16 protein-coding genes are annotated in these 20,851 nt (G+C 65.9%); 6 read left to right on the forward strand and 10 right to left on the reverse strand.

Annotated elements, in window-relative coordinates; translation table 11 throughout:
• Window positions 1-60: 60 nt before the first annotated feature.
• Entirely contained in the window at window positions 61-4,023 is a 3,963-nt protein-coding gene (gene xopZ, locus EO170_RS11300) for a XopZ family type III secretion system effector (RefSeq protein WP_126944941.1), read from the forward strand.
• Window positions 4,024-4,133: 110 nt separating this feature from the next.
• Here the strand turns inward: xopZ and xopF1 are convergent, their stop codons facing one another.
• Both xopF1 and hap3 read right to left on the reverse strand, forming a co-directional pair.
• Window positions 4,134-6,155: a type III secretion system effector XopF1 gene (gene xopF1, locus EO170_RS21500; protein ID WP_164741008.1), complete on the reverse strand. Its 2,022-nt coding sequence runs from the start codon at window positions 6,153-6,155 to the stop codon at window positions 4,134-4,136.
• Window positions 6,152-6,595 carry an Hpa3 family type III secretion system protein gene (gene hap3, locus EO170_RS11310; RefSeq protein WP_115675786.1) on the reverse strand — a complete coding sequence of 148 codons (444 nt, stop codon included), beginning with the start codon at window positions 6,593-6,595 and terminating at the stop codon, window positions 6,152-6,154. Before hap3 ends, xopF1 begins: the two co-directional genes overlap by 4 nt.
• 400 nt (window positions 6,596-6,995) lie before the next feature.
• Here hap3 and EO170_RS11315 point away from each other — a divergent pair, with 400 nt between their 5' ends.
• On the forward strand, window positions 6,996-7,646 hold the full coding sequence (locus tag EO170_RS11315) for a hypothetical protein (RefSeq protein WP_126944944.1): 651 nt from the start codon (window positions 6,996-6,998) through the stop codon (window positions 7,644-7,646).
• Between the two features lie 481 nt (window positions 7,647-8,127).
• Here EO170_RS11315 and EO170_RS11320 read toward each other — a convergent pair whose 3' ends face one another.
• A complete protein-coding gene (locus EO170_RS11320) occupies window positions 8,128-10,983 on the reverse strand; it encodes an HrpF/NolX family T3SS translocon protein (RefSeq protein ID WP_126944947.1) in 2,856 nt (951 codons plus the stop codon).
• 128 nt (window positions 10,984-11,111) lie between these two features.
• Between EO170_RS11320 and EO170_RS21755 the strand changes: the two genes are divergently transcribed.
• Window positions 11,112-11,513: a hypothetical protein gene (locus EO170_RS21755; protein WP_241239427.1), complete on the forward strand. Its 402-nt coding sequence runs from the start codon at window positions 11,112-11,114 to the stop codon at window positions 11,511-11,513.
• On the opposite strand, the gene EO170_RS11330 is transcribed toward EO170_RS21755, so the two are convergent.
• From EO170_RS11330 to rpe, 6 genes are all read right to left on the reverse strand, one after another.
• On the reverse strand, window positions 11,486-12,268 hold the full coding sequence (locus EO170_RS11330) for an SIMPL domain-containing protein (protein WP_126944950.1): 783 nt from the start codon (window positions 12,266-12,268) through the stop codon (window positions 11,486-11,488). The two genes, EO170_RS21755 and EO170_RS11330, sit on opposite strands and share 28 nt — an antisense overlap.
• Window positions 12,269-12,298: 30 nt before the next feature.
• Complete coding sequence (locus tag EO170_RS11335) at window positions 12,299-13,363, reverse strand: aminotransferase class I/II-fold pyridoxal phosphate-dependent enzyme (RefSeq protein ID WP_126944953.1); 1,065 nt, start codon at window positions 13,361-13,363, stop codon at window positions 12,299-12,301.
• Complete coding sequence (trpE, locus tag EO170_RS11340; RefSeq protein ID WP_126944956.1) at window positions 13,363-14,838, reverse strand: anthranilate synthase component I; 1,476 nt, start codon at window positions 14,836-14,838, stop codon at window positions 13,363-13,365. Before trpE ends, EO170_RS11335 begins: the two co-directional genes overlap by 1 nt.
• Before the next feature lie 287 nt (window positions 14,839-15,125).
• Complete coding sequence (gene yegS / locus EO170_RS11345; protein ID WP_126944959.1) at window positions 15,126-16,055, reverse strand: lipid kinase YegS; 930 nt, start codon at window positions 16,053-16,055, stop codon at window positions 15,126-15,128.
• Between the two features lie 233 nt (window positions 16,056-16,288).
• Window positions 16,289-16,780 carry a GNAT family N-acetyltransferase gene (locus EO170_RS11350; protein ID WP_104583483.1) on the reverse strand — a complete coding sequence of 164 codons (492 nt, stop codon included), beginning with the start codon at window positions 16,778-16,780 and terminating at the stop codon, window positions 16,289-16,291.
• The gene (gene rpe / locus EO170_RS11355; protein WP_126944962.1) at window positions 16,777-17,448 is read right to left on the reverse strand and encodes a ribulose-phosphate 3-epimerase; all 672 of its coding nucleotides are present in this window, start codon (window positions 17,446-17,448) and stop codon (window positions 16,777-16,779) included. The genes EO170_RS11350 and rpe overlap by 4 nt, the downstream gene beginning before the upstream one ends.
• 122 nt (window positions 17,449-17,570) lie before the next feature.
• Between rpe and EO170_RS11360 the strand changes: the two genes are divergently transcribed.
• Window positions 17,571-18,410, forward strand: a complete 840-nt coding sequence (locus tag EO170_RS11360; protein WP_126944965.1) for an outer membrane beta-barrel protein — start codon at window positions 17,571-17,573, stop codon at window positions 18,408-18,410.
• Window positions 18,411-18,502: 92 nt separating this feature from the next.
• On the opposite strand, the gene EO170_RS11365 is transcribed toward EO170_RS11360, so the two are convergent.
• Window positions 18,503-18,832 carry a DnaJ domain-containing protein gene (locus EO170_RS11365; RefSeq protein ID WP_047126203.1) on the reverse strand — a complete coding sequence of 110 codons (330 nt, stop codon included), beginning with the start codon at window positions 18,830-18,832 and terminating at the stop codon, window positions 18,503-18,505.
• 209 nt (window positions 18,833-19,041) lie between these two features.
• Between EO170_RS11365 and EO170_RS11370 the strand changes: the two genes are divergently transcribed.
• Together EO170_RS11370 and EO170_RS21505 are read left to right on the forward strand one after the other, a co-directional pair.
• Window positions 19,042-19,968: a phosphoribosylaminoimidazolesuccinocarboxamide synthase gene (locus EO170_RS11370; protein ID WP_164741009.1), complete on the forward strand. Its 927-nt coding sequence runs from the start codon at window positions 19,042-19,044 to the stop codon at window positions 19,966-19,968.
• 118 nt (window positions 19,969-20,086) lie between these two features.
• Window positions 20,087-20,785: a hypothetical protein gene (locus EO170_RS21505; RefSeq protein ID WP_206514010.1), complete on the forward strand. Its 699-nt coding sequence runs from the start codon at window positions 20,087-20,089 to the stop codon at window positions 20,783-20,785.
• The last annotated feature ends 66 nt before the right edge of the window (window positions 20,786-20,851 follow it).

Here is a 20,851-nt window from a genome sequence, read left to right on the forward strand (position 1 = left end):
GACGCATCTGCCGGGTATCGGCGCCCGGTGGTGTCGAGGTCCACATGCGAGGTGTCGAGCGTGACCCGTATCCGCCCTTCCACCCTGACATTCGGGCTGCCTGGCAACAGCCATGGCGCGGCGCATGCGGGTACGCCGTCGCCGCACAAGCAGGCCCATCACCGACTGCATCAACTGGATGGGCCGGCGGCCGAGTCCGAAGCACGCGCTGCAGAACTGGATGTGGCCGCACGGGTGTATCGCTACAGCGCAGCTGCTGCCGACACCGGACGGGGGGCGCCTGCGCCACGCGAGACAGGCAGGCTGCGGGGCGTGCGGAAGTCGTTGCAGAAGCTCGCCCGGCTCGCCGGCACGGCGGTGGGCATCGCCCGGCAGGCCACTCCCGACCATACGCGCCTGCTGCGCTACCAGGGCACATCTGCGCAGCCTGCACCGCCCGCTCGGGCAGAGCCGGGCCACTGGCACACGCTCGCTCCTTTGCAGACAGCGACATTCGCCGCCTCGCAACGGCTAAGCGACGCCCGGATCGCCGTGCGCAAGGCCGCCGCGCTGGAGCGCCTGGTGGTGCTGCATATCGATCGCCTGGAGCAGGACACAAGCCTGCAGGCCAGACGCGCGCCGCGCCTGGCCGACCGTGCCAACGCCACCCGCAAACGCCAACAGGTGCTGGCCACCTGGAATACGCTGCTCCGCAAGCACATCGCCAGCTGCAGCGAGCGCTTGGCGCGTACCGAGCACCAGCTGCAGCAGCAACTGGACCAGCTCACGGCCATGCCCGCGCCTGCTGCAAACGAGCGCCGACCGCGCTTGCGTGACCTGCTCAAGCACGAAGCCGCGCTGGAGCGCATCCGCCAGCAGCACCAGCACGCGCAGCACCTGTCCGCCCTGCGCGAGAAACAGCAGGCCTTGCTGCAGCGCCTGGAAGCGCGCGCCGCCAACCTCGACACCACACTGGCACAGGCGCTGCAGTCAGCACTCATCGTGGCCGGCGACCTGTTCGAGACCGCTGCGCGCACCGACGCGTTGCGTGCACTGCTGCCGGCGCTGGCGGATCTCACACAATCGCTCGAGGAGGAGGTTGACCGCGCGGCGGCCGACGACCTGCGCGCCAGCCAGGCGCTGCGGGCCGCATCGGACGCACTGATGGCCGCGCAGATCGCGCAGACCGCCTCCAGCACAACCGATGCCGCTGCGGCCACCGCATTGCGCAACCGCTTGTCGTCCTGGGCGAGCGGGCTGTCCACCACGCGTTTCGCAGACCAGGCGGTGCCTGCAGCGGGGATCGTGGCCATCGCGCTCGGCGCGCTGCGCTCGGCAGTGGCCAGTGTGCTCGGCGACAACTGCGCTGACGCCGCGGCGCTGCTGTTGGCCACCTTCGACCGTGTCCACGACAGCACCTGGAGCGCGCTGATCCCCGCCGATCCGGAACGGCCCGGAGACCCGCCGGGCATGACGATGGGCGAGCACTCCGCCATTGCCCGCGCAGCGATCGAGGCGGCGACAACGCATTGGCTGGAGACCCTGGGACGTGTGCCACGCGGCCGTCAGGTACTGGGCCAGTTGATCCAGGCACGCCACGAGCGTGCCGCCGACCCCGGCCGCCAGGACATCGCGCGCATTGCGTTGCGGGCCGATGCGCTGCTGCGCGCCGCACCTGTGGACGATACCGCCACGCGGTGCTGGCTGAGCGGTGCGCGCCGCGCCGCCGGTGTCGCCCTGCACGCGGCCGACCCGGCAGACGCGTTGCGCACCTGCAGCAGCGACGAACGCGCGGCCTACCATGCGCTGCGCAATGGCTACGAGTCGCGTGCTCCCGATTCGGCGTATGCGCGTGCAAACGCCCACCTGCAGGCGTTCGGCGAGGCGGTGTGCACTGCCACCTCGCCGCATCCTGCCGGCGCACACGCGAGCGCTCCCAATCCACTGCAGGCCTTGTCGGAGGGGCTTGAGGTCGCATCGGCCACCGCACTGCCGACACCGCGTCGACGCGCAAACCTGGCCCTGGAGCACGCCGCGGCTGCCTTGGCCGGCTACCTGGGCGCATTGCATGCGGCCCGACCGCAGGGCAGTGTTCCATCGCAGGCCGAGTTGCACTGGCAGGCGGCGGCCGAGCTGCTGCAATGGGTCGATGAGGACGTGGACCGCAGCGGCGTGGTCTTCGATGCCGCCACCCTTGCACGCATCGCCGAACGTGCCGCAGCGCTGCACAACCACCATCAGGCGCAGGCATCCCGAACCCCGGGCGGTGCAGCGGTGCAGGCAGCACCACCGGAAGGATTGCGGCGTGCCTGGGAGCAGGTGCGGAGCGGTCGCTGCACCGCGCCAGCCGCGTTCGATCTGTTGCGCACCTGCCTGTCTACGGTGCGGGCGGAGCACGCAGAGCAAGCGGCGGAGCCGCAAGCAGGCGATCCCTCGCCACAGGCCACGTTGTGGCTCGCACATGCGCAGGACTGCCTGGCGCATTTCGACGCCGTCGTCGACAAGACCTTGCAGTTGATGAAGCAGACCGGTGCCGGCGCCCTGGCTCACCCCGAGGCATTGCTGGACCTGCTGCGCGACATGCTCTCGCACCTGGAATGGCGCGACCGCTGGCGGATGACCTGCCAACAGACCTGGGGCGCCAATCTCGCACCGCTTTCGGCGGCAGCTGCGATTGCAGGGTCTGCGTTCGGCCTGGGTACGCGACTGATCGCCAGCATGCAGTGCAATCGCGATGCCTCGCTGGAGTTCTATATGGGACGTACCGGCCTGTACCTGCAGATCAGCCGCCAATCCGCGACGCAGCGCCAGCTCGCTGCGGGCCTGACTGTCGGCTATGGCATCGATGTGGAAAGCGACTACGCGGCAGCCGGGGTGTCGGCCGCCGTGGACTGGCGCTATCGGCGCGAGGCCGGCGTGGAAGACGGCCTGCAGCTCCGTATCCCCCGGTTGGGCAAGGGAGGCGAGCCGGAGCTGCTGCAGGCATTTTTGCGCATGCTGGAGCATCTGGTACGCCGCGCAACGCCCGATCCTTCCGCACAGCCCCCCGGCGCAGACTGGATGCAGGCATTGCTGGCCGAGCATCCGGACGCCAGCGTCGGGCTGATCGACCAGGCCGCACGCGTCAGCCAGGGCACCGAATGCAGCGCCAGCGTCAGCGCCGGCCTGCGTGCAGGCGATGCGCACGGCCGCCGCGCGGGCGGTGCGCTGGGGCTCGGCGTCAAGTCGCGCCAGGACCTCGGCTGGACATCGACGACCGTGGCCGGCTACATGACCACGCACTACTGCGACGCCACCGCCGCACGCCGGGTGGAAGCGGCCGCACGCCTGACGGCCGGCGCGCAACTGGCGCTTGCCCAGCATCGACACGGAGGCGCATCGGCAACGCCTGCGGCCAGCACCACGCTCTCGGCACTCGATGCCGGCTATGTCGCCGAAGTGAGCGCGGACGTGGCCACCGCGTTCTGCACGCTGTTCCAGTTCGGTGGTGAAATCGATGCGGCCCGCAGCGACCGCGCAACCGACTTCGCGCAATTCGCCGCGTTCGAGCGCCTGGTCCGCACCCAGTGGGAGCGCTGGGCCGACTACGGCCTGGTCAAGCTGGGCAACGATGTCGACCAGACCTTGCAGCCGGTGCTGGCAGAGCTGCAACTGGAGCATTTCATGCAGCAGGCCAGGCGCTTTGCCGATGGCAACGCACTGGCTGCGCTGTTCGCCGACGAGGCGTTACGTAGCGAAGCTGCACCGCTGCTGGACGTGCACCGCGCACTTGCACTGGTGGCGCAGGATGCAGGTGACGACACGGCTGCACTCGCCGAGCGCACCGCCTTCGACGCGTTGCTGCAGCAGCCCGCCGTGTGGGAGCCGACGTTGCTGCTGGTCCGCGAGAAGGCAAAACTGACCGAAGAACGTGGCGTGGACTTCATCGTCAAGCGCCAGCGCAACCGCATCGCCGAGGCCATGCGCACGGTCGGTCAGTGGCCAGCGTACGAAGCGGTGCCGCGCGCCGTATCGCCCCGCTCCACCACCACTACTCGCACGTAAGCCGCGCACCGGGCTGGCCCCGGGACCGCCAACAAACGACAGACGCAACGGCGGTTGCGTCTGTCGTGGCGGCGTGCGCGACGCAGTGGGTCAGCTGCAGGATCGATCGCTCACGGCCTGCCGTTTTCCCACTGGCGAAGTTCCTCGCTTTCGTGCAGTGCCTGCCTGAGCTTCTGTAGCTCGGTCTTGAGTGTCTTGGTCAGGTCGTTGCGTGGCACGCCGCTGAACATCGCCGCCTGCCCGGCGTGCAGGCGGTCGAGCACAGTGTCGATGGTCGCAATCGAGACCGATTGCGTGCCGACCTCCGTGCGCAATTCCTCCAGGGCTTCACGCAATCTCCCCGCCAGCGGCCCAGTTGCAGGCGCAAGCGGCTGCCCCTCCTCCAGGGCGCGCGCAATCTCTGCCGATGTCGGCGCCGAAAACAGCGCGATCGCCGCCTCGACGGGTTCGGCCAGCGCCTGAAGCGTGCCTGCGATGGTGCGTTGATGATCGGCGGCGCTGGCGGCGCGTTCCTGGTCCAGGCGCGTGGCCTGGGTGGTGTTGGCGCCGTTCTTGGCCTTGAGCGCATTCCAGATCGTGTCGTTGAACAGGGTCTGCGCTGCCTGTTGCACGACCGTGGCGGTGGAATTGGCGGCTTCGCCCGCAACGCTGCCGTTTGCGTTACCGCCACGCAAGGGCGCAGCGATCAGGCGGCCGGCCCCGAGCGAGGCGAAATTGGCCAGCACGTTGCTGAGCATGTGACGGCCCAGCACATCGCGTACCGCAGTGGTGATCGCGTTGGTGGTGCTCAAGGCCTGCCTGGCCAACGCCAGGCCTTCCATCCCGGTTTCCAGCAGGTAGTTGGGGAAATGCACGGCGTCAGACCATTGCGCGGGCCGACGGGTCTTGTCCGGCAATGCCAGCGCAAACAGATTCAGCCGCTGCTGTCCGCCAAGCAGGTCGGGCACGCGCGTCTGGCCGGTACGCGCAACCGCCTTGCCGGTTTCGAGCATCGCCTTCTGCACCACCCCTGCCCCGCCAATGGCGAGCGCGCTCAAGCCCAGTTGGCCGGCCGGCGTACGCGTGCCCGGGTCGGCGGAGGTCCGCCGCGCCGCGTTGAATCCCGCGTTGATCGTCGGCTTGAGCAGCAAGGTGTCCAGGGACTTGTCGTCCAGGGTCGATTGCCACTGGGTGATTCCCTGGCGGAGGTCGTAGGTCTGCGCCTTGAGCTCGGGAAGCGTTGCGGTGTTGCCCTCGCCGGGACGCGTGAAGCGTTTGCCCTCGGCAGTGATTTCCAGCAGGGCCGGCGGCGGATCGGGCACCAGGATCTTGGGGTCGATGGCCTGGAACCGCGGCAGGTTGGCAACACGCGCGCGCCGGTCCATCGCCGGGATCAGCAATGTATCGCTGGTATAGGACATCAGACCCGCCACCGTGCCGGACAGCGTCGTCGTACTCAGCGTCTCCGATCCGGGCGCACGCGCGCCATCGTAGGCTGCACCCGCGGCGAGACCGAACGGAGTCCGCATCGAGCCGATGACGAAGGCCCTGAGGCACTCGTAAGCGATCGGCCACGCTGCCTTTGCGCCTGCCGTCTTCATATCGCCGACGATCTGGTATCCGGCATCCGGCCCGAACGCGGCGATGCGTTCGTCCACGCGCGCGTCCGCCCATTCCAGATACGCGGCCTGCAGTGCCTCCTGCTCCTCCGAGGGCGCTGCAAAGCGCAGATTGCCCAGGCGAGTCCGTAGCTGCGCCTTCAGCTCAGCGGCCGCCGCCGCGCTGCGCTGCGCATAGCTCGCTGCAACGGCAGGCGCATGCGGCTCATCGACGACCGAGGACGCGGGGCTTACATACGGAGTGTAAAACGCCGCGTCCGTCGACTCGGAAGAATGCGATGACTGCGAGGACTCCGAGCGATGTGATGCACCATGCGAGGACTCGGCATGACTTGCGTCGGTGGTCACGCGACGTGCAACCGGTGCGCGGCGACCGCGCAATACCGGGCCCGAAGAGGGCAGGCCGGCAAGCGGCCCGGTTGGCACTCGCGCCTGTGGCAGGGCGACGGCCTCCTCGGCATGCGTCGGGCGTGTGGGTGCAGGAGACGTTGCGCGGCCGCTGGAAGAGGTCCCGATGTTGCTGGAGAGCTTCATGAGGCCACCTCGGCCGTGCTGCCGGCCTGCGTCACCAGCGCGTCCAGCACCACACGTGCGGCCACCTGCCCGCGCTCCAGCGCAGTGGCCACGGCATCGGGCGTGCGTTCGACCAACAGCGGGCAAACACAGAGCAGGCCAAGGTCCGAGAGCGTGAGCCGCCAGCCGTATTGGGTCAGCAATTGTTCCTGCAGCGCCAGCAGCGTCACCACCTCCTCGCCGCCGAGCTCGCGTGCGGCCAATGGCAGGATCACTTCCGGAAACGCCGTCATCCCGCCCTGCTGCATCTGCGCGTGGACACGGCACAGCATGCCCGCAGGACCAAGGATGGTTTCGCCTTGGCCAAGTCGCTGCGCAAGCTCCTCAGGCAACCCAAGACGGACTCCCAGGCTGGTGAAGAATGTGTCGTTCGCTGTGTGGAGATTTCCCAATTCCGACATTGTCCGAAATCCTCGAGAAAGTATGCGATGGGTACCGATACACCATTCCGGTAGGAGAAAGTCTCCATTACCGGATGCATAGCCGGGTAACCCCCTGCGAAAGACTCTTGCCGCGCGCGAAGATGTCCTGCTGAAAAATGTGCAACCGAGACCTGGATCATGTGCCTTGCACTCTGGAGCACGACAGGATCATGTTGCACAACCCGGATGCGGGATTAACGCCATTGCACCCCGGACATTCGATTCGCATCGCTATGCCCGACTTCGCGATGCAGGTCGCAAAAAATGGTCAGCGTGCTGCATTGTTGCCGCCCATAGCGGCCACCCCAAACATCAGACGTGGATTCGCTATCGCGCGTTGCGTTTCACCCTATTTCATCAATACAAGCGAGTGGTATTCATGAAGGTTTCTTCCGCACCCCAGACAGCACGCTCCTACACTAACCCCGTAGTGAATTCACCCAGCGCCGAAAGGCAAAGCAGGCCGACCACAAAAAGCGATGGGCCGCTTGCACAGCTCCAGGGACGTTCCGCTCCGAAAAGATATCGCACCGCCCCCAAGCCTGCTCAGTCGAACGCACAGGCTCAGCAGATGCGGCCACTTGGCATGCCGCCATTCCATGCAGGCACCAGTAACGATTGCGGTCTTCATACGATTGCGGCACTGACCGGGCTCGCCGAGGCGGATGTTGTCAACGGGCTTGGCCTGACACCGGACAACATTCAATACATCAGCCAGCATGGCATGACGCCAGACCAGTTTACCTGGGCGATTAGTAAATTCGAAAATGGCAGTGTCAAACACCAGCGCGGATCGCCGCAAGACCTTGCAAGTGCGCTTCATCAGCTTCCAAACTACGAAAAGATTGCGATCGGCATGGAGCGTCATTCAGGCATCGGACACCTCGTTGCTGCGATGCGCCAAGGTGAAAAACTGGTCATCTGGGATCGCCAGGTCAGCCATGTAACAGAAGTGCGAACGAGAGAGGAGTTATTGAATTATTTCAATAGCAATAATGTGTCAAGTGTTCAAACGTGGTCCCGTCAGTGATTCCCGGTAGCCCGCAGCTATCCGCAGGCAACTGAGAAAAACCTCTGCAACATCCTTCTGCAATTGCTGCAGGGCTGCAGCCCAACCGCTCAGCCCTGCAGTGGTCCGGCCGTTCACCTTTTCCGGGCAGGCCAGGATAATGCGCTTCGGGCAGGCGATAGCAGAGAGAGTCCCCCAGCGCGCTGGCCTCTCACGTTTCGATGCAGCGTCATTGCTCCGCTCGCCACTTCCACAGCTCTCGCGAACACCCCCGGTCCGGGGGCCGGTGCAGGAATGCTTGCCGGTCGCAGATAACAGCCGGCAAGGGACATTGGCGTTCAAGGTAGCAAGATGGTGGTCGCCAACCTTTGTCAGGCGGCCACCGTCTATCGAACCGCGAGAGCGTGCGCCTGAAATCAGTTAATCGGCACGCCAATGCATCAGGCGATCGTGGTGATCGCCCTGCACTGCTCTCACAGCAAACGCCGAACGAAGGCGAGCATTACCTGCGCCGCCCACCCCTCAAGCTCCTGAGATTCTCCTTCGTATCCGCCTCGAAATTGTCTGCAATGGGCTTGGGAATAGTCTGTTTACCCAGTGGCACCCCGCCCGCGTCTTCCAGATTCTGGCGAATCTCGCCTTTCTTCTTCTCCTTGTCCAATCGCATCTCTTCGTAATGCAAACCTGCCAACACGGGCACTTTGAGCATCTCAGTCGATTTGCTGATGCTGCTACCTACTAAATAACCTTTAACCGCATCAGTTGGCTGTTGCCGCTCGGCTGCCCCCTTGCCTGCTCCCTTGGCTGCGCCCTCGGCTGTCCCCTTGGCCGCGCCTTCGCCTGCGCCCTTGCTCGCCCCCTTGCTCGCCCCCTTGGCTGCACCCTCGCCTGCCCCCTTGCTCGCCCCCTTGGCTGCGCCCTCACTTGCCGCCTTGGCAGCGCCCTCGGCGACCCCTTTGGCGGCCCCCTTGGCTGCGAGCCTGGCCGTAGGTCCGCCGACAGCGCCAACCACCGCCCCAGCCATGTTGATGCCGGCGAGTTTCCACGCGAGCGACATGTCGCCGCCTTGCAGTGCGGTGTCGAGGACCTGTGCTGCCTGCGCTTCGCTCTCCAGTGCCAGCGCTGCTGCATCGGCAAACTCGCCGATGACGGGGATGCCGTTCAGTGCACTCAGTCCGACCGAGGCCCAGTCCAGGATCTTGCTGTCCCATTTCAGGAACTCATGCAATCCCTTGCCGACGGTACCGATGTCCTTTTTCTTCTTCTTGATCTCGGGTTGATCGGCCTTGCCCATCAACATGTCCGCGACGGCCTTCTGCTGGTCGGGTGATGTGGCTGCGTGCGTGGGCGATTTCTCCGCGGTCTTGTTGGCCGCCGTCATATGTTCGTAGAACTGCTGAAAGTCCTTCTTGCTGATCTTGCCCGAGTCGACGACATGGCCACCACCGAAGAAGCTGTGCGGCTTCTTGTAGCCGGTGATCGAGTTGTTCAACACGCCGAACAGCAGCGGGTCGCCCAACAGCTGTTTGGCGGCGTCGCGCACTGCGGGGTCGGCTTTGTCGTCTTTGGCGATCGTGTCGAGCTTGTCGCGCGTCACCTCCTTGCCGTCGCCGAAAAACGCGTCCTGGTGGCTGTTGATGGTGTCCAGCGTTTTCAGTTCGGGCGCGGTCAGGTGCATCTGCGATGCGGATTTCTGCAGGAAATCCGGGGTACTCATCGAACCCGAGTCTCCCGCCAGCGCCTTCCACTGATCGGGGTGCTCACGAAAATACTGCGCGGCAGCGGTGACCTGCGGTGGGCGCTTCTGGGTCTTGTCGTCGCCTTCGACCAGGTGCTTGAACGCGTCCTGGTTCAGATCCTTCGGCAGATAGTCCGAATAACGATAGAACTCGCGCATCGCGTCGCTTTCGGTCATGACCGTCGGCTCGGTCTTGTCCGGGCTGTCCGACGCCACATAGTTTTGCGTGTAGCCCTTGGCTTGCTTGGTGGCGTACTCCGCCACCTGCGCGTGGCCGGCCGAGAACTTGCCGAGATCGCCGGCCTTGATCTTGCCGCCGCATTTGCCATCGCCCTGCGAGCCGATGGCGAAGAACAGCCGCGGGTCCTTTTGCAGTTCCGTCAATGCCTTCTTCAGATCCGGCGGTGTCGCCGGGTCGTTGATCTTCGCATCGAGATCGGCCCACGCGAGCGGCAGCTTGTCCTTGTGGCGATCGAGCGTGGTGACGATCTCCAACTCGTTCTGGGTGAGCGTCCCGCCATCCCACGTGACCGAAGAGCCGTCCACCGGCGGCGGCAGGTCGCGCCCTTTCATTTTTTCGGGATTGTAGGTCGCATTCTTCCCACCCATGGCAGTGACTTGCGGATGGCGATCGGCAAAGTCGTAGAGGTTGGCCGCAATCAGCTTGCCATTGCACTTGCCCTGGTCGTCGTGGTGGTGCTTGCCGTGTCCCTGGGATGCCATTGCGAAGAACAGGCCGGGGTCCTGCTGCAGACCTTGCAGGGCTTTTTTCAGGTCAGGCGGCGTGGCCGGATCGTTGATCTTTTCATCGAGCTTGTCGAACTCGATCGGCGTCATGTCGCGATGCTGATTGAGCGTTGAAACGATCTCCAGCTGGGATTGCGTAAGCGTGCCGCCGTCCCAGGTAACCGTGGAGCCCTCTGCTGCCGGCGGCGGCGTGTCTCCCTTGATATTTTTTGGATTGAACTCGGCGTTCTTCCCGCCCAGATCGGTCACCTGTTGATGGTGGTCTGCAAAATCCCACAAATCGGCGGCCTTGATCTTGCCGCAGCATTTGCCATCGCCCTGCGAGCCGATGGCAAAGAACAGACGCGGGTCTTTCTGCAGGCCTTGCAGCGCGCTCTTCAGATCGGGGGGTGTGGATGGATCGTTGATCCTGTCGTCGAGTTTTGCGAACTCAAGCGGCATCTTGTCCTTGTGCTGATTGAGTGTCGAAACAATCTGAAGCTCCGATGCGGTGAGCGTGCCGCCGTCCCAGGTCACCGACGATCCATCCACCGCGGGCGGCAGCTTGGATCCCTTGATGTCCTTGGCATCGAAGGGGGTCGCTAGCGTCGGCCAGGAGGTGCGTTTCTCGATCGGCTGGCTGGCCTGCATGTCGTCAGCCGAAGGCGTGGACAACCCAGCCAGTCCGCTGCCTGATCCATCGTTCGGCGCATTGCCGTAGATGGCGGCAAGCAGCTGGTAGATCTGCTGCAGGAACAGGTTATCCATCGCCAGCAACAGATCGGAGTCGTTCATGGCCGAATCGGATCCGGGCGCCTCCGGAGACGAGGCGTCATCCGTGAGAGGGAGAAACAGACCGGCGGCACTCCCGGTCGATAGCGTGTTGAGCGACATGTGCGGCCTCGCAGTGACAGAGCAGTGACAGAGCAGCTGCATATGAGTACATGCTCATACGGTCACACGGGCATGTCTCATGCGGCGAGCACAAATGTTGCCACCGCCGGTACGGGGCGCATGCACCGATGAACTATTTTGGCGAAAAAAGCGCAAGAAGCCGCGCGCAGACGACGAGCCTGCAAACCGGCGTAGAGGTAAGACACCCCCGCGCCACGATGGTGTCGCTGCCTGTGCCGATATCGGTCATGTCGGTCTCGATGGTCACCGTGCCGGTACGATCCGGCGCGCACGCACCCGCCTTGGACATCGGCGCGCCGCACACGGCAGCGGCCATGCCCATCCCGATCAGCCATTGCCCGTCGCGCACGCTGGCGTGCGCCGCCTGTTTTAACAGCGCGCGCGCCTTGTCATGCTCGGCGCGTGCAGTGGCCAGCGATATCTCCGGATACTTGCCCGTGGCATGGACGTTTTCCTTGCAGGCGATCCGGATGGCAGCGGCTCACTGCGCGATCAGGAACACCGCATAGATGTTTTCGGTGTAGGTGATCGTGCCGGTCAGCAGGCTTTCGCCGATGCCCTGGGCTCCGGCGCTTGGCGCAGGCGGCGGCGGTGGGGCCGGTGGCGAAGGCGGCGACACCACCGAGCCTGGCTTTGGCGCTGCGGGGGCCGACCAGGTGCCCGCCTCGACGCCATAGGCAAAATTGGGGGCGACATCGGAGATGCTGTAGATCCCGCCGAGCCGCACGCCGTAAGCAGCGGCCAGTCCTTGGGCCGATTCGCGCGACTGCGTGGCGGCTTCGCGCTTGAGGTCTGCACGCAAGGCAGCGGCATCGGCGTAGGCGGTCTGCATCGACAGCACCTGGACATGCTCATTGGCCTCCAAGCCGCCGAGAAAGGCACGCACATCCTTCAAGGACGTAAAGGTGCCGCGGATCTTGCGCTCCACGCGTGTTCCCTCGAAGACCGATTTACCCGCCTCGTAACGCGATTGCGGCGCAATCGACAACGCAGAGGCATACAGCGAGTCCTTGAGCACGCGGTTGCGCTGCAACCCATCCAGGACCACACGGGCGCGCTCTTCGACGAACGTGCGTGCCAGGTCGGGCTGCGGATTGGTGTTGCTGACCTTCAGATCGACGATGAACCGGTCCGGGTCCACGGTCCGATAGGCCTGCCCCTTCACCAGCAAGTGCGGCTGCGAGGGCAGCGTATTGATCTGCGCTGCGCCCACGGCAGGTAGCATGAGGGCGGTGGCGAGCATCCAAGCGGCGAATCTGTTCATTGTCGTCTTCCTTGATGGCGGGTGATGCCCCTAAAGCGTGGGGTCCTGCAGAAGCGCCGCCACGTCCGCACACAGCCGATCGACCGCCGCCGGCGTGGTGGCCCATGAGGTCACGAAGCGAATGACCAGGCGGCCATCGCTGCGGGTTTCCCAGCGTTCGAAATCGTAGCGCCGGGTGAGCTGTTCGGCCTGCGCTGTGCTGACGACGATGAACTGCTGGTTGGTCGGCGAGTCGCTGGTGAACTGCACGCCAGCGGCCAGCAAGCCGGCGCGCAAGCGCTGCGCCATGGCATTGGCATGCGCGGCCAGCTCGAGGAACAGGCCGTCTTCGAACAAGGTGGCGAACTGCGACCCCAGCAGCATGCCCTTGGCCAGCAGCGCGCCGCGTTGCTTGATCAGATAGCGGAAGTCCGCCTGCAATGCCGGAGTGACGATGACCAGCGCTTCGCCGAGCAAGGCGCCGTTCTTGGTGCCGCCGATGTAGAACGCATCGGTCAGCGCGGCAATCGTCGGCAGGTCCAGATCGTTGCCAGCGGCAGTCAGTGCGGCGCCCAGGCGTGCGCCATCCAGGTACAGCAGCAGGTCGTGTGCGCGGCAGAAACGCGACAGCGCCTGGAGTTCGGCACGCGTGTAGATGGTGCCGCTCTCGGTGCTGTTGGAAATGTAGACCAGGCGTGGTTGCACCATGTGCTCGTTGCCGTGCACGTCCAGCAACGGCTGGATCAGCGCCGGGGTCAGCTTGTCGTGCAACGCGGGCACGGCCAGCACCTTGTGGCCGGTGGCTTCGATGGCGCCGGTTTCGTGCGTGGCGATGTGCCCGGCCTCCACCGCGATCACCGCCTGGTGCGGGCGCAGGAACGCCGCGATCGCCGTCAGGTTGGTCTGGGTGCCGCCGACCAGCAGATGCACGTCGGCCTGTGCCTGCGCGACTGCATTGCGAATCAATGCAGCCGCACGCGCAGTGTGGCGATCGGTACCATAGCCGGCGTTCTGTTCGGCGCTGGCCTGTGCCAGGGCCTGCAGCAGGCGCGGATGCGCGCCCTCGCTGTAGTCGTTGCGGAAGCTGATGCGCATCGCGTTGCCCTGCCCGTCCATCACAACCCCTTGGCCGCCTGCGCAACCGCACGGAACAGCGCACGCCCCTTGTTCATGGTCTCCTGCCATTCCAGGTCCGGGTCGGAGTCGTAGACCACGCCGCCGCCGGCCTGCACGTACAGATACCCGTCCTGGATCACGGCGGTGCGGATCGCAATGGCGGTGTCGGCATCGCCATGCCAGCCGATATAGCCGACTGCGCCGGAATAGACGTTGCGCTTGACCGGCTCCAGCTCGCGGATGATCTCCAGCGCGCGAATCTTCGGTGCGCCGCTAACGGTGCCGGCCGGGAAGGTGGCGCGCAGCACGTCGCTGTAATTCAGGCCGGCCTTGAGCGTGCCGGTGACCTCGCTGACGATATGCATCACGTGGCTATAGCGCTCGATCACGAACTGCTCGCCCACCTTGACCGTGCCCGGTTCGGCCACGCGGCCGACATCGTTACGACCCAGGTCGATCAGCATCACGTGCTCGGCGCGCTCTTTCGGGTCGGCCAGCAATTCTTCTTCCAGCGCCTTGTCCAGCTCCGGTGTTGCGCCGCGTGGGCGGGTACCGGCGATCGGACGCACGGTGACCACGCCATCGCGCAGGCGCGCCAGGATTTCCGGCGAGGAGCCGACCACCTGGGTACCGCCGACATCGAGAAAATACATGTACGGCGATGGATTGAGCGCACGCAGCGCGCGATACACATCCACCGGGCGCGCACGGAACGGCACGCGCAAGCGTTGCGACGGCACCACCTGGAAGATGTCGCCGGCGCGCACGTATTCCTGCGCCTTGCGCACCACCGCGTGGTATTCCTCGCGGGTAAACGAGGAGCGGAAATCCGACTCGTCTATCGCATCGGAAATCTGCGCCTGCGGATACCCGGCGCCGCCCTGACGCAGGCGGTGCGCCAGTTCGTCCAGGCGCCGGTTGGCGCGCACATAGGCCTGCGGCTGGCGTGGGTCGGCATGCACGATCAGGTACAGCCGGCCCTTGAGGTTGTCGAACACCGCCAGCTCTTCGGACAGCATCAGCAGGATGTCCGGCGTGCCCAGCTCATCGGGTTTGTCGCCGGTGCCCAGGCGCGGCTCGATGTACTGGATGCACTCGAAACCGAACCAGCCGACCAGGCCACCGGTGAAACCGGGCAGGCCGTCCAGCTGCGGCACCGAATGCTCGGCGCGCAAGGCGTCCACTTCGGCCAGCGGATCGGCGACCTCGCGGGTTTCCAGCACTTCGCCGTGCTCGCTGATTTCCAGCGTATGCCCGCGGAAGCTGTACACGCGCCGCGCCGGCAGGCCGATGATGGAATAGCGCCCGAAGCGTTCGCCACCTTCGACCGATTCGAACAGGTAGGTGTAGGCGCCGTCAGCAAGCTTTAGATAGACCGACAGCGGCGTGTCCAGGTCGGACAGCACTTCGCGGACGACGGGGATACGGGTGTGACCTTCAGCGGCCTGGCGCTGGAACTGCTCTGCAGTGATCAAGACGACTTTCCTTCCGGGACTCTGTGGCGGGGCGGACGACGGCAACGGGCCACCATCGCCACCAGCGGCGAGCGGAAGAGAAGGAGCGTGGAGTCGTCAGGCGGGACACGCCGCTACTGTAGCGCAACTGCCGCGCAAGGGCAGCAGGCGCGAGACCAAGGCCGCGCAAATCGCGAAGCCGAGCCAGTCCGGCCTTGGGTGTCTTACAGCCCATGACACCAACACGCCGCAACACCCGCCCTATCGCTCTATCGCTCTTCCGATTCCCGATTCCCGATTCCCAGAGCTCAAACGCTCCGCAACGGGCACTCCACCGGCAAATGCATCCGCAACCGCGCCGGCACGCATTCGATGCGGAAATGCAGCGAGGTCTCCGGCTCGCCATCCAGGTTCAAGGTCAGCGGCTGGTGCGAGACGATCTCCAGCCACGGCAGCCGCGCGCGCACGGCCACGCGCTCCAGCGCGGCCTGTTTGCCGCCGGTGACCAGGGTGCCGAGGGTGGCGGCCACTTCGCCGTTGAGCGCGGGCACGATGGTGACGTCGAGCAGGCCGTCGTCGATCAGGGCCTCCGGGCACAGCGCCTGGCCGCCGCCGGCCTGGCGGCCGTTGCCCAGGCCAAGTGCAATGAACTCGCCTTCCCAACGGAAGTCCGGGCCGCTGAAGCGGGCGCTGATCGGGTCGATCCGGCCCAGCCGCGACATGCCGGTGATCAGATACGCCAGGCCGCCCAGCATCTTCTTCAGGCCTTCGTCGGTTTCGACGGTGACCTGGGTGCCGAACCCGCCGCTGGCGACGTTGGCGCACCAGTGCGGGCCGTGCTCGGCGTCGATGCGCAGCAGGTCGATCGGCTCGGCCGCACGCTCGGCGATCAACGTCAACGCGGCGAGCGGCTCGATCGGCAGATTGGCGGCGGTGGCGAAGTCGTTGGCGGTCCCCAGCGGCACCAGGCCCAGCGACGGCAGCGTGGCGGCGTCGGCCATGTGATGCGCCAGCGCGGCGGCCACTTCGCTCAAGGTACCGTCGCCCCCGGCCGCGATCACGGTGTGGGCGCCGTCGGCAACCGCTTCGCCGACATAGCGCTCGGCATCGCCGTCTTCCCAGGTGACCCGCACCTCGAGCTGGATGCCGCGCTCGCGCAGCGTTCCCACCGCCTCACGCAGGTCCAGGTTGTCGGTGGACTTGCCATTGAGGATCAGACGCCAGTGGGACGCGGCCATGCACGCTGCCAATGCTGTGAGGGTGGTGGCCGCAGGCTAGCAGCGGCCCGCTGCGTGCCCCGTGAATACACAGCGTCGCCTGACTGTCATCGGCATGTCACCGATGACCCGGAGAGTGGAAGGCCATAGCAGGGACGACGGGCGGAGGCAGGATCAGCCTCCAATTTTCCTGAAGGCCGCTCCGGTGGGGGCGGCCTTCTTCTTGCGTGCCACGGCGGCGCGGCAGGCCGCGCTCAGGTACCGGCGGCGAAGGCGGCCAGGCGTTCGCCGTCGAGCCGGTAGACGGTCCAGCCGTCCATCGGGCGCGCACCGGCCGCCTGGTAGAAGTCGATGGCCGGCTGGTTCCAGTCCAGCACCGACCATTCGAAACGCCCGCAGCCACGCTGCACGGCCAACCGGGCCAGATGCCGCAACAAGGCCAGGCCGGCGCCCTGCCCGCGCGCCTGCGGACGCACGAACAGGTCTTCCAGATACAGGCCGTTGCGGCCGAGCCAGGTCGAGTAGTTGAAGAAATACACCGCAAATCCCAGCGCCTGGCCATCCTGCTCGCAGATCAGTGCATGCGCAGTGGCCCCATCGCCGAACAGGCTGGTGCGCAGGTCCTCCGGGCTGGCCTTGACCGCATCGGGCTCGCGCTCGTACACCGCCAGTGCGGTGATCAGCTCGTGCAGCAGCTGCGCATCGTTCGGCGTGGCAGCGCGGATCTGCAGCGTGGGCGCGCTCATCGCACCGCGTCCACCGCTGCGCGCATCTGCGCGATCACCTGCGCATAGTCGGGCGCGTTGAAGATGGCCGAGCCGGCGACGAAGGTGTCGGCACCGGCCGCAGCGATCGCGCCGATGTTGTCGGCCTTGACCCCGCCGTCGATCTCCAGCCGGATCGGCTTGCCCAACGCGTCGATCCTCTTGCGGATGGCGCGCAATTTATCCAGCGCCGAGGGAATGAAGGCCTGCCCGCCGAAGCCGGGGTTGACCGACATCACCAGCACCAGATCCAGCTCGGGCAGCACCCAGTCCAGGATGTCCACCGGGGTGGCCGGGTTGAGCACCAGGCCGGCCTGGCAGCCGTGCGACTTGATCAGCTGGATCGTGCGGTGCACATGGCGGCTGGCTTCGGGATGGAAGCTGATGGTGGTGGCACCGGCCTCGGCGAAGTCCGGCACGATGCGGTCCACCGGCTCGACCATCAGGTGCACGTCGATCGGCGCGGTGATGCCGTGCTTGCGCAGCGCCTGGCACACCATCGGGCCGATGGTGAGGTTGGGCACGTAGTGGTTGTCCATCACGTCGAAGTGCACCCAATCGGCGCCGGCCTTCAGGACGTTGTTCACTTCCTCGCCCAGGCGGGCGAAATCGGCGGACAGGATGGACGGGGCAATCGCCGTCGGTTGCATGGGCAGCTCGTCAAGGAACGGGACACGCATTGTCGCAGGCACGCAACGCCGGTGCATCCGCGCCGGTCCCGCCTGCGTATGCACCTGACCGGCGCATCGCGCCCTTTCGCCAAGGACACCGCATGAAGACCACCCCGCTCGCCTCCGCTGCGTTCGTTTTGATGGCCCTCGCCCCGTCCGCCTGGGCACAGACCGGCCCAGCCGACTGGTCAGGTTTCTCGATCGGCGCCAATGTCGGCGGCGCCGACGTCAGTGGCGTTTCCGGCGGCCGCTTCGGCTTTGATACCAACCTGGACGGCCGCGATGGCGACCAGGTCAGCACGCCGACTGGCGCCGATGCCTTCTCGCCCGGATTCTGCGGCGGCGCGGCGGCCGGGCGCACCCCGGCCAGCGGCTGCAGCAAGGACAAGGGCGGCGCCGAATACGGCGCGCGGCTGGGCTACGACTGGCAGGCCGGCAACTGGGTCTACGGCGTGGTCGCCGAATACACCCGCAACGACCTGCGCGACAGCGTCAGCGCCTTCAGCACCACCCCGGCGTTCTACACCTTCACCCGCCAGCTCAACCGCACTGCGGCCCTGCGCGGCCGTATCGGCTATGCCTTCGGCGCGCAGGGTGACTATCTGGCCTATGTCACCGCCGGCGTGGCACGCGGCGAGTTCGACCACAGCTTCTCCAGCAGCAACACCGCCAACAGCTTCACCAGCAGCGGCGGCGACAGCGCCGACGGCTACCAGGCCGGCCTGGGCCTGCAGCGCCGCTTGAGCGACAACGTCTCGGTCGGCGTGGAGTACCTGTTCACCCGCCTGCAGGACGAAGACACCCGCGTGCGTGTTGGCCCGGGCACCGCGCCGGCCACCAACCCGTTCCTGCGCGTCAACCCGGCCGGTACCGATCTGCGCCGCACCGATACGGACTTCTCGTCGAATGCGGTGCGCCTGACGGCGACCTATCGCTTCTGAGTTCTGGAGCTTGCGTGACCACGCCCGACCTGCAAGGGGTCGGGCGTGTTTGATGGTGGCGCCAATGCCGATGCCGGAACGCGGCGGCTGGATCAGCGTTTACGCAGGCGCTGGATCCGGTCGTAGGCCGCATTGATCTGGCTGGCTTTCCGCTCGGCCTGGCGGCGTGCTTCCGGCTCGGCGTTGGCCACCTTGTCCGGGTGGTAGCGCGACATCAGCCGGCGATAGGCCAGGTCGATCTCGGCAGTGGTGGCGTCCGGCTCCAGTCCCAGCGCCTCGTACGGGTTTTCGGCGCGGCGCTTGAACCAACCGGCGTCCACCGCATGCCCGATCGCCAGGCCGATCATCAGCCCGACCACCGGCGCGCCGCGGAACAGCAGGGCGCCGGCCAGTGCGCCGAGCAGTTTTCCATACCAGGACATGTGCGATCGGGGGGGCGGGAAGGCGGGCTGGCGATCTTACCCGAACGCCCGCCCGGCCTGGCTGACGCGGCCTGCACGCCGGCACGCAGGCGGGCTCCAATAAATACAGCGGCGCGCACCGAAGCGCCGTACACTACGCGGCCCGCTGCCCACCCGCGGGCCCGCCGGGTCCCGGGGACAGCGTCATTGCGACGTCCTTAGGAGTGCCTGTGTCGACCACGCTGTTGCAATCCGATCTGCCCGGCCTGCCGTTGCGTCACCGTGGCAAGGTCCGCGATGTCTTCGACATTCCCCGCGAGCGCCTGCCCGCCGATGCGCCCCCGGGCGATTATCTGTTGATGGTGGCGACCGACCGCCTGTCCGCGTTCGACGTGGTGCTGCCCGACCCGATCCCTGGCAAGGGCGAGATGCTGTGCCAGGTGTCCAACTTCTGGTTCCACAAGACCGAGCACCTGATGCCCAACCACCTGGTCGACATCACCGTGGAGCAGGTGCTGCCCGAAGGTGTGGACCCGGCGCTGTATGCCAGGCGCGCGGTCGTCACGCGCAAGCTCAAGCCGGTGCCGGTGGAAGCGATCGCACGCGGCTATCTGATCGGCAGCGGCTGGAAGGACTACCAGCGCACCGGCAAGATCAGCGGCATCGAACTGCCCGACGGCCTGCGCCAGGCCGAGAAACTGCCCGAGCCGATCTTTACCCCGTCGACCAAGGCCGCGGTCGGTGACCATGACGAAAACATCGACTTCGACGCGATGGTCATGACCGTCGGCGCCGAGCTTGCCGAACGCGTCCGCGATGCCACCTTGCGCATCTACCGTTTCGCCGCCGATTTCGCCGCCGAACGCGGCATCCTGCTGGCCGATACCAAGTTCGAATTCGGCACCGATGCCGATGGCCGCCTGTACATCATGGACGAGATGCTGACCCCGGACTCGTCGCGTTACTGGCCCGCCGACCAGTACGAACTCGGCACCAGCCCGCCCAGCTACGACAAGCAGTTCGTGCGCGATTACCTGGAAACCCTGGACTGGGGCAAGACCGCCCCCGGCCCCAGCCTGCCGGCAGACGTGATCGAACGCACGCGCGCAAAATATGCCGAGGCATTGCAGCGGTTGGCGGGTATTTCGGTTGATTGATCTTCAAGGCCCCGCACTCGGGGCTTTGACGCTGCGCCAAAGCAGCACTGGCGGCCGGCGCTCGTCATCGAGCGCCCAAGCACGCACCTGACGCCATCCATTGTCCAAGGAAGTCGCAATGGCTCTCTCCTGTTTTTCCTTGCGCAGATTGCCGGCGTTACGCAACGCCCTCCTGCCGGCGCTGCTTGCAGTGAGCGCGTGCAGCGCCGGCGAATCGGCAGCGCCTGCCGCGCCGCCAGTCACATCCACGGCGTCGGCGTCTGCAGCAGCACATGCCACCTCTCCTGGTGGCGCTTCCGGCAATGACCGGCTCGCTGCCTTACTGCAGGCAGCCGGCGTGCAGTGCGCCGATGCGAACATGGCAAAAGGCTGTACGGCCGGAAATGTCGATGCCGGCGATTTCTATGACGTAGAGCTCTCACCTGCATGTGGCAATACGGGCTTCTTTGCCGGCGTGGCGCAAGCAAACGGGGTGGATGTACTCGACGCGGTGCCAACCACTGGAAGTAATGCGATCGCAAGAGCCAGGCTGGCGCAGGGCCAGCGCGTCTGCATCCAGGCGATCGGCCGCGCTGGACAGACCCCGCTGTATTACTACGTCATCGCGATCCCTGCAGACACTGTTGCCCAATGCAAGAACAACCCCGCATGCGGAACATACGGCGACAGGCCGATCCAACGCTCGAGCGCCGCCGCTGGTGACAGCTGCCACGCCGCCGCACCGGGCCAGTACGTCGGCGAGTGCGCGCAGGGATGGGTGGGTGCGGATGCACTCGATGTGTTTTCAAACGGGATAGAGTCACCCGCGCCGGCCTGATGAATCCGCAGGTAACCCCTAATCAAATCATCATGATTTTTGCGAAGGCGGGATTTGCGTTAGCCT

It is taken from the genome of Xanthomonas sp. BRIP62409 (genome assembly GCF_003992965.1).
Taxonomy (GTDB): Bacteria; Pseudomonadota; Gammaproteobacteria; order Xanthomonadales; family Xanthomonadaceae; genus Xanthomonas; species Xanthomonas euroxanthea.

What these genes read in the sequence shown, in the direction of transcription:
- EO170_RS11330 (WP_126944950.1), bottom strand. Translation starts at nt 12,268, where the DNA reads ATGAACAGATTCGCCGCTTGGATGCTCGCCACCGCCCTCATGCTACCT.
- rpe (WP_126944962.1), bottom strand. Translation starts at nt 17,448, where the DNA reads ATGCAACCGACGGCGATTGCCCCGTCCATCCTGTCCGCCGATTTCGCC.
- EO170_RS11365 (WP_047126203.1), bottom strand. Translation starts at nt 18,832, where the DNA reads ATGTCCTGGTATGGAAAACTGCTCGGCGCACTGGCCGGCGCCCTGCTG.
- hap3 (WP_115675786.1), bottom strand. Translation starts at nt 6,595, where the DNA reads ATGTCGGAATTGGGAAATCTCCACACAGCGAACGACACATTCTTCACC.
- EO170_RS11350 (WP_104583483.1), bottom strand. Translation starts at nt 16,780, where the DNA reads ATGAGCGCGCCCACGCTGCAGATCCGCGCTGCCACGCCGAACGATGCG.
- EO170_RS11360 (WP_126944965.1), top strand. Translation starts at nt 17,571, where the DNA reads ATGAAGACCACCCCGCTCGCCTCCGCTGCGTTCGTTTTGATGGCCCTC.
- xopF1 (WP_164741008.1), bottom strand. Translation starts at nt 6,155, where the DNA reads ATGAAGCTCTCCAGCAACATCGGGACCTCTTCCAGCGGCCGCGCAACG.
- EO170_RS11320 (WP_126944947.1), bottom strand. Translation starts at nt 10,983, where the DNA reads ATGTCGCTCAACACGCTATCGACCGGGAGTGCCGCCGGTCTGTTTCTC.
- EO170_RS21505 (WP_206514010.1), top strand. Translation starts at nt 20,087, where the DNA reads ATGGCTCTCTCCTGTTTTTCCTTGCGCAGATTGCCGGCGTTACGCAAC.
- EO170_RS11315 (WP_126944944.1), top strand. Translation starts at nt 6,996, where the DNA reads ATGAAGGTTTCTTCCGCACCCCAGACAGCACGCTCCTACACTAACCCC.
- EO170_RS21755 (WP_241239427.1), top strand. Translation starts at nt 11,112, where the DNA reads ATGAACTATTTTGGCGAAAAAAGCGCAAGAAGCCGCGCGCAGACGACG.
- yegS (WP_126944959.1), bottom strand. Translation starts at nt 16,055, where the DNA reads ATGGCCGCGTCCCACTGGCGTCTGATCCTCAATGGCAAGTCCACCGAC.
- EO170_RS11335 (WP_126944953.1), bottom strand. Translation starts at nt 13,363, where the DNA reads ATGGACGGGCAGGGCAACGCGATGCGCATCAGCTTCCGCAACGACTAC.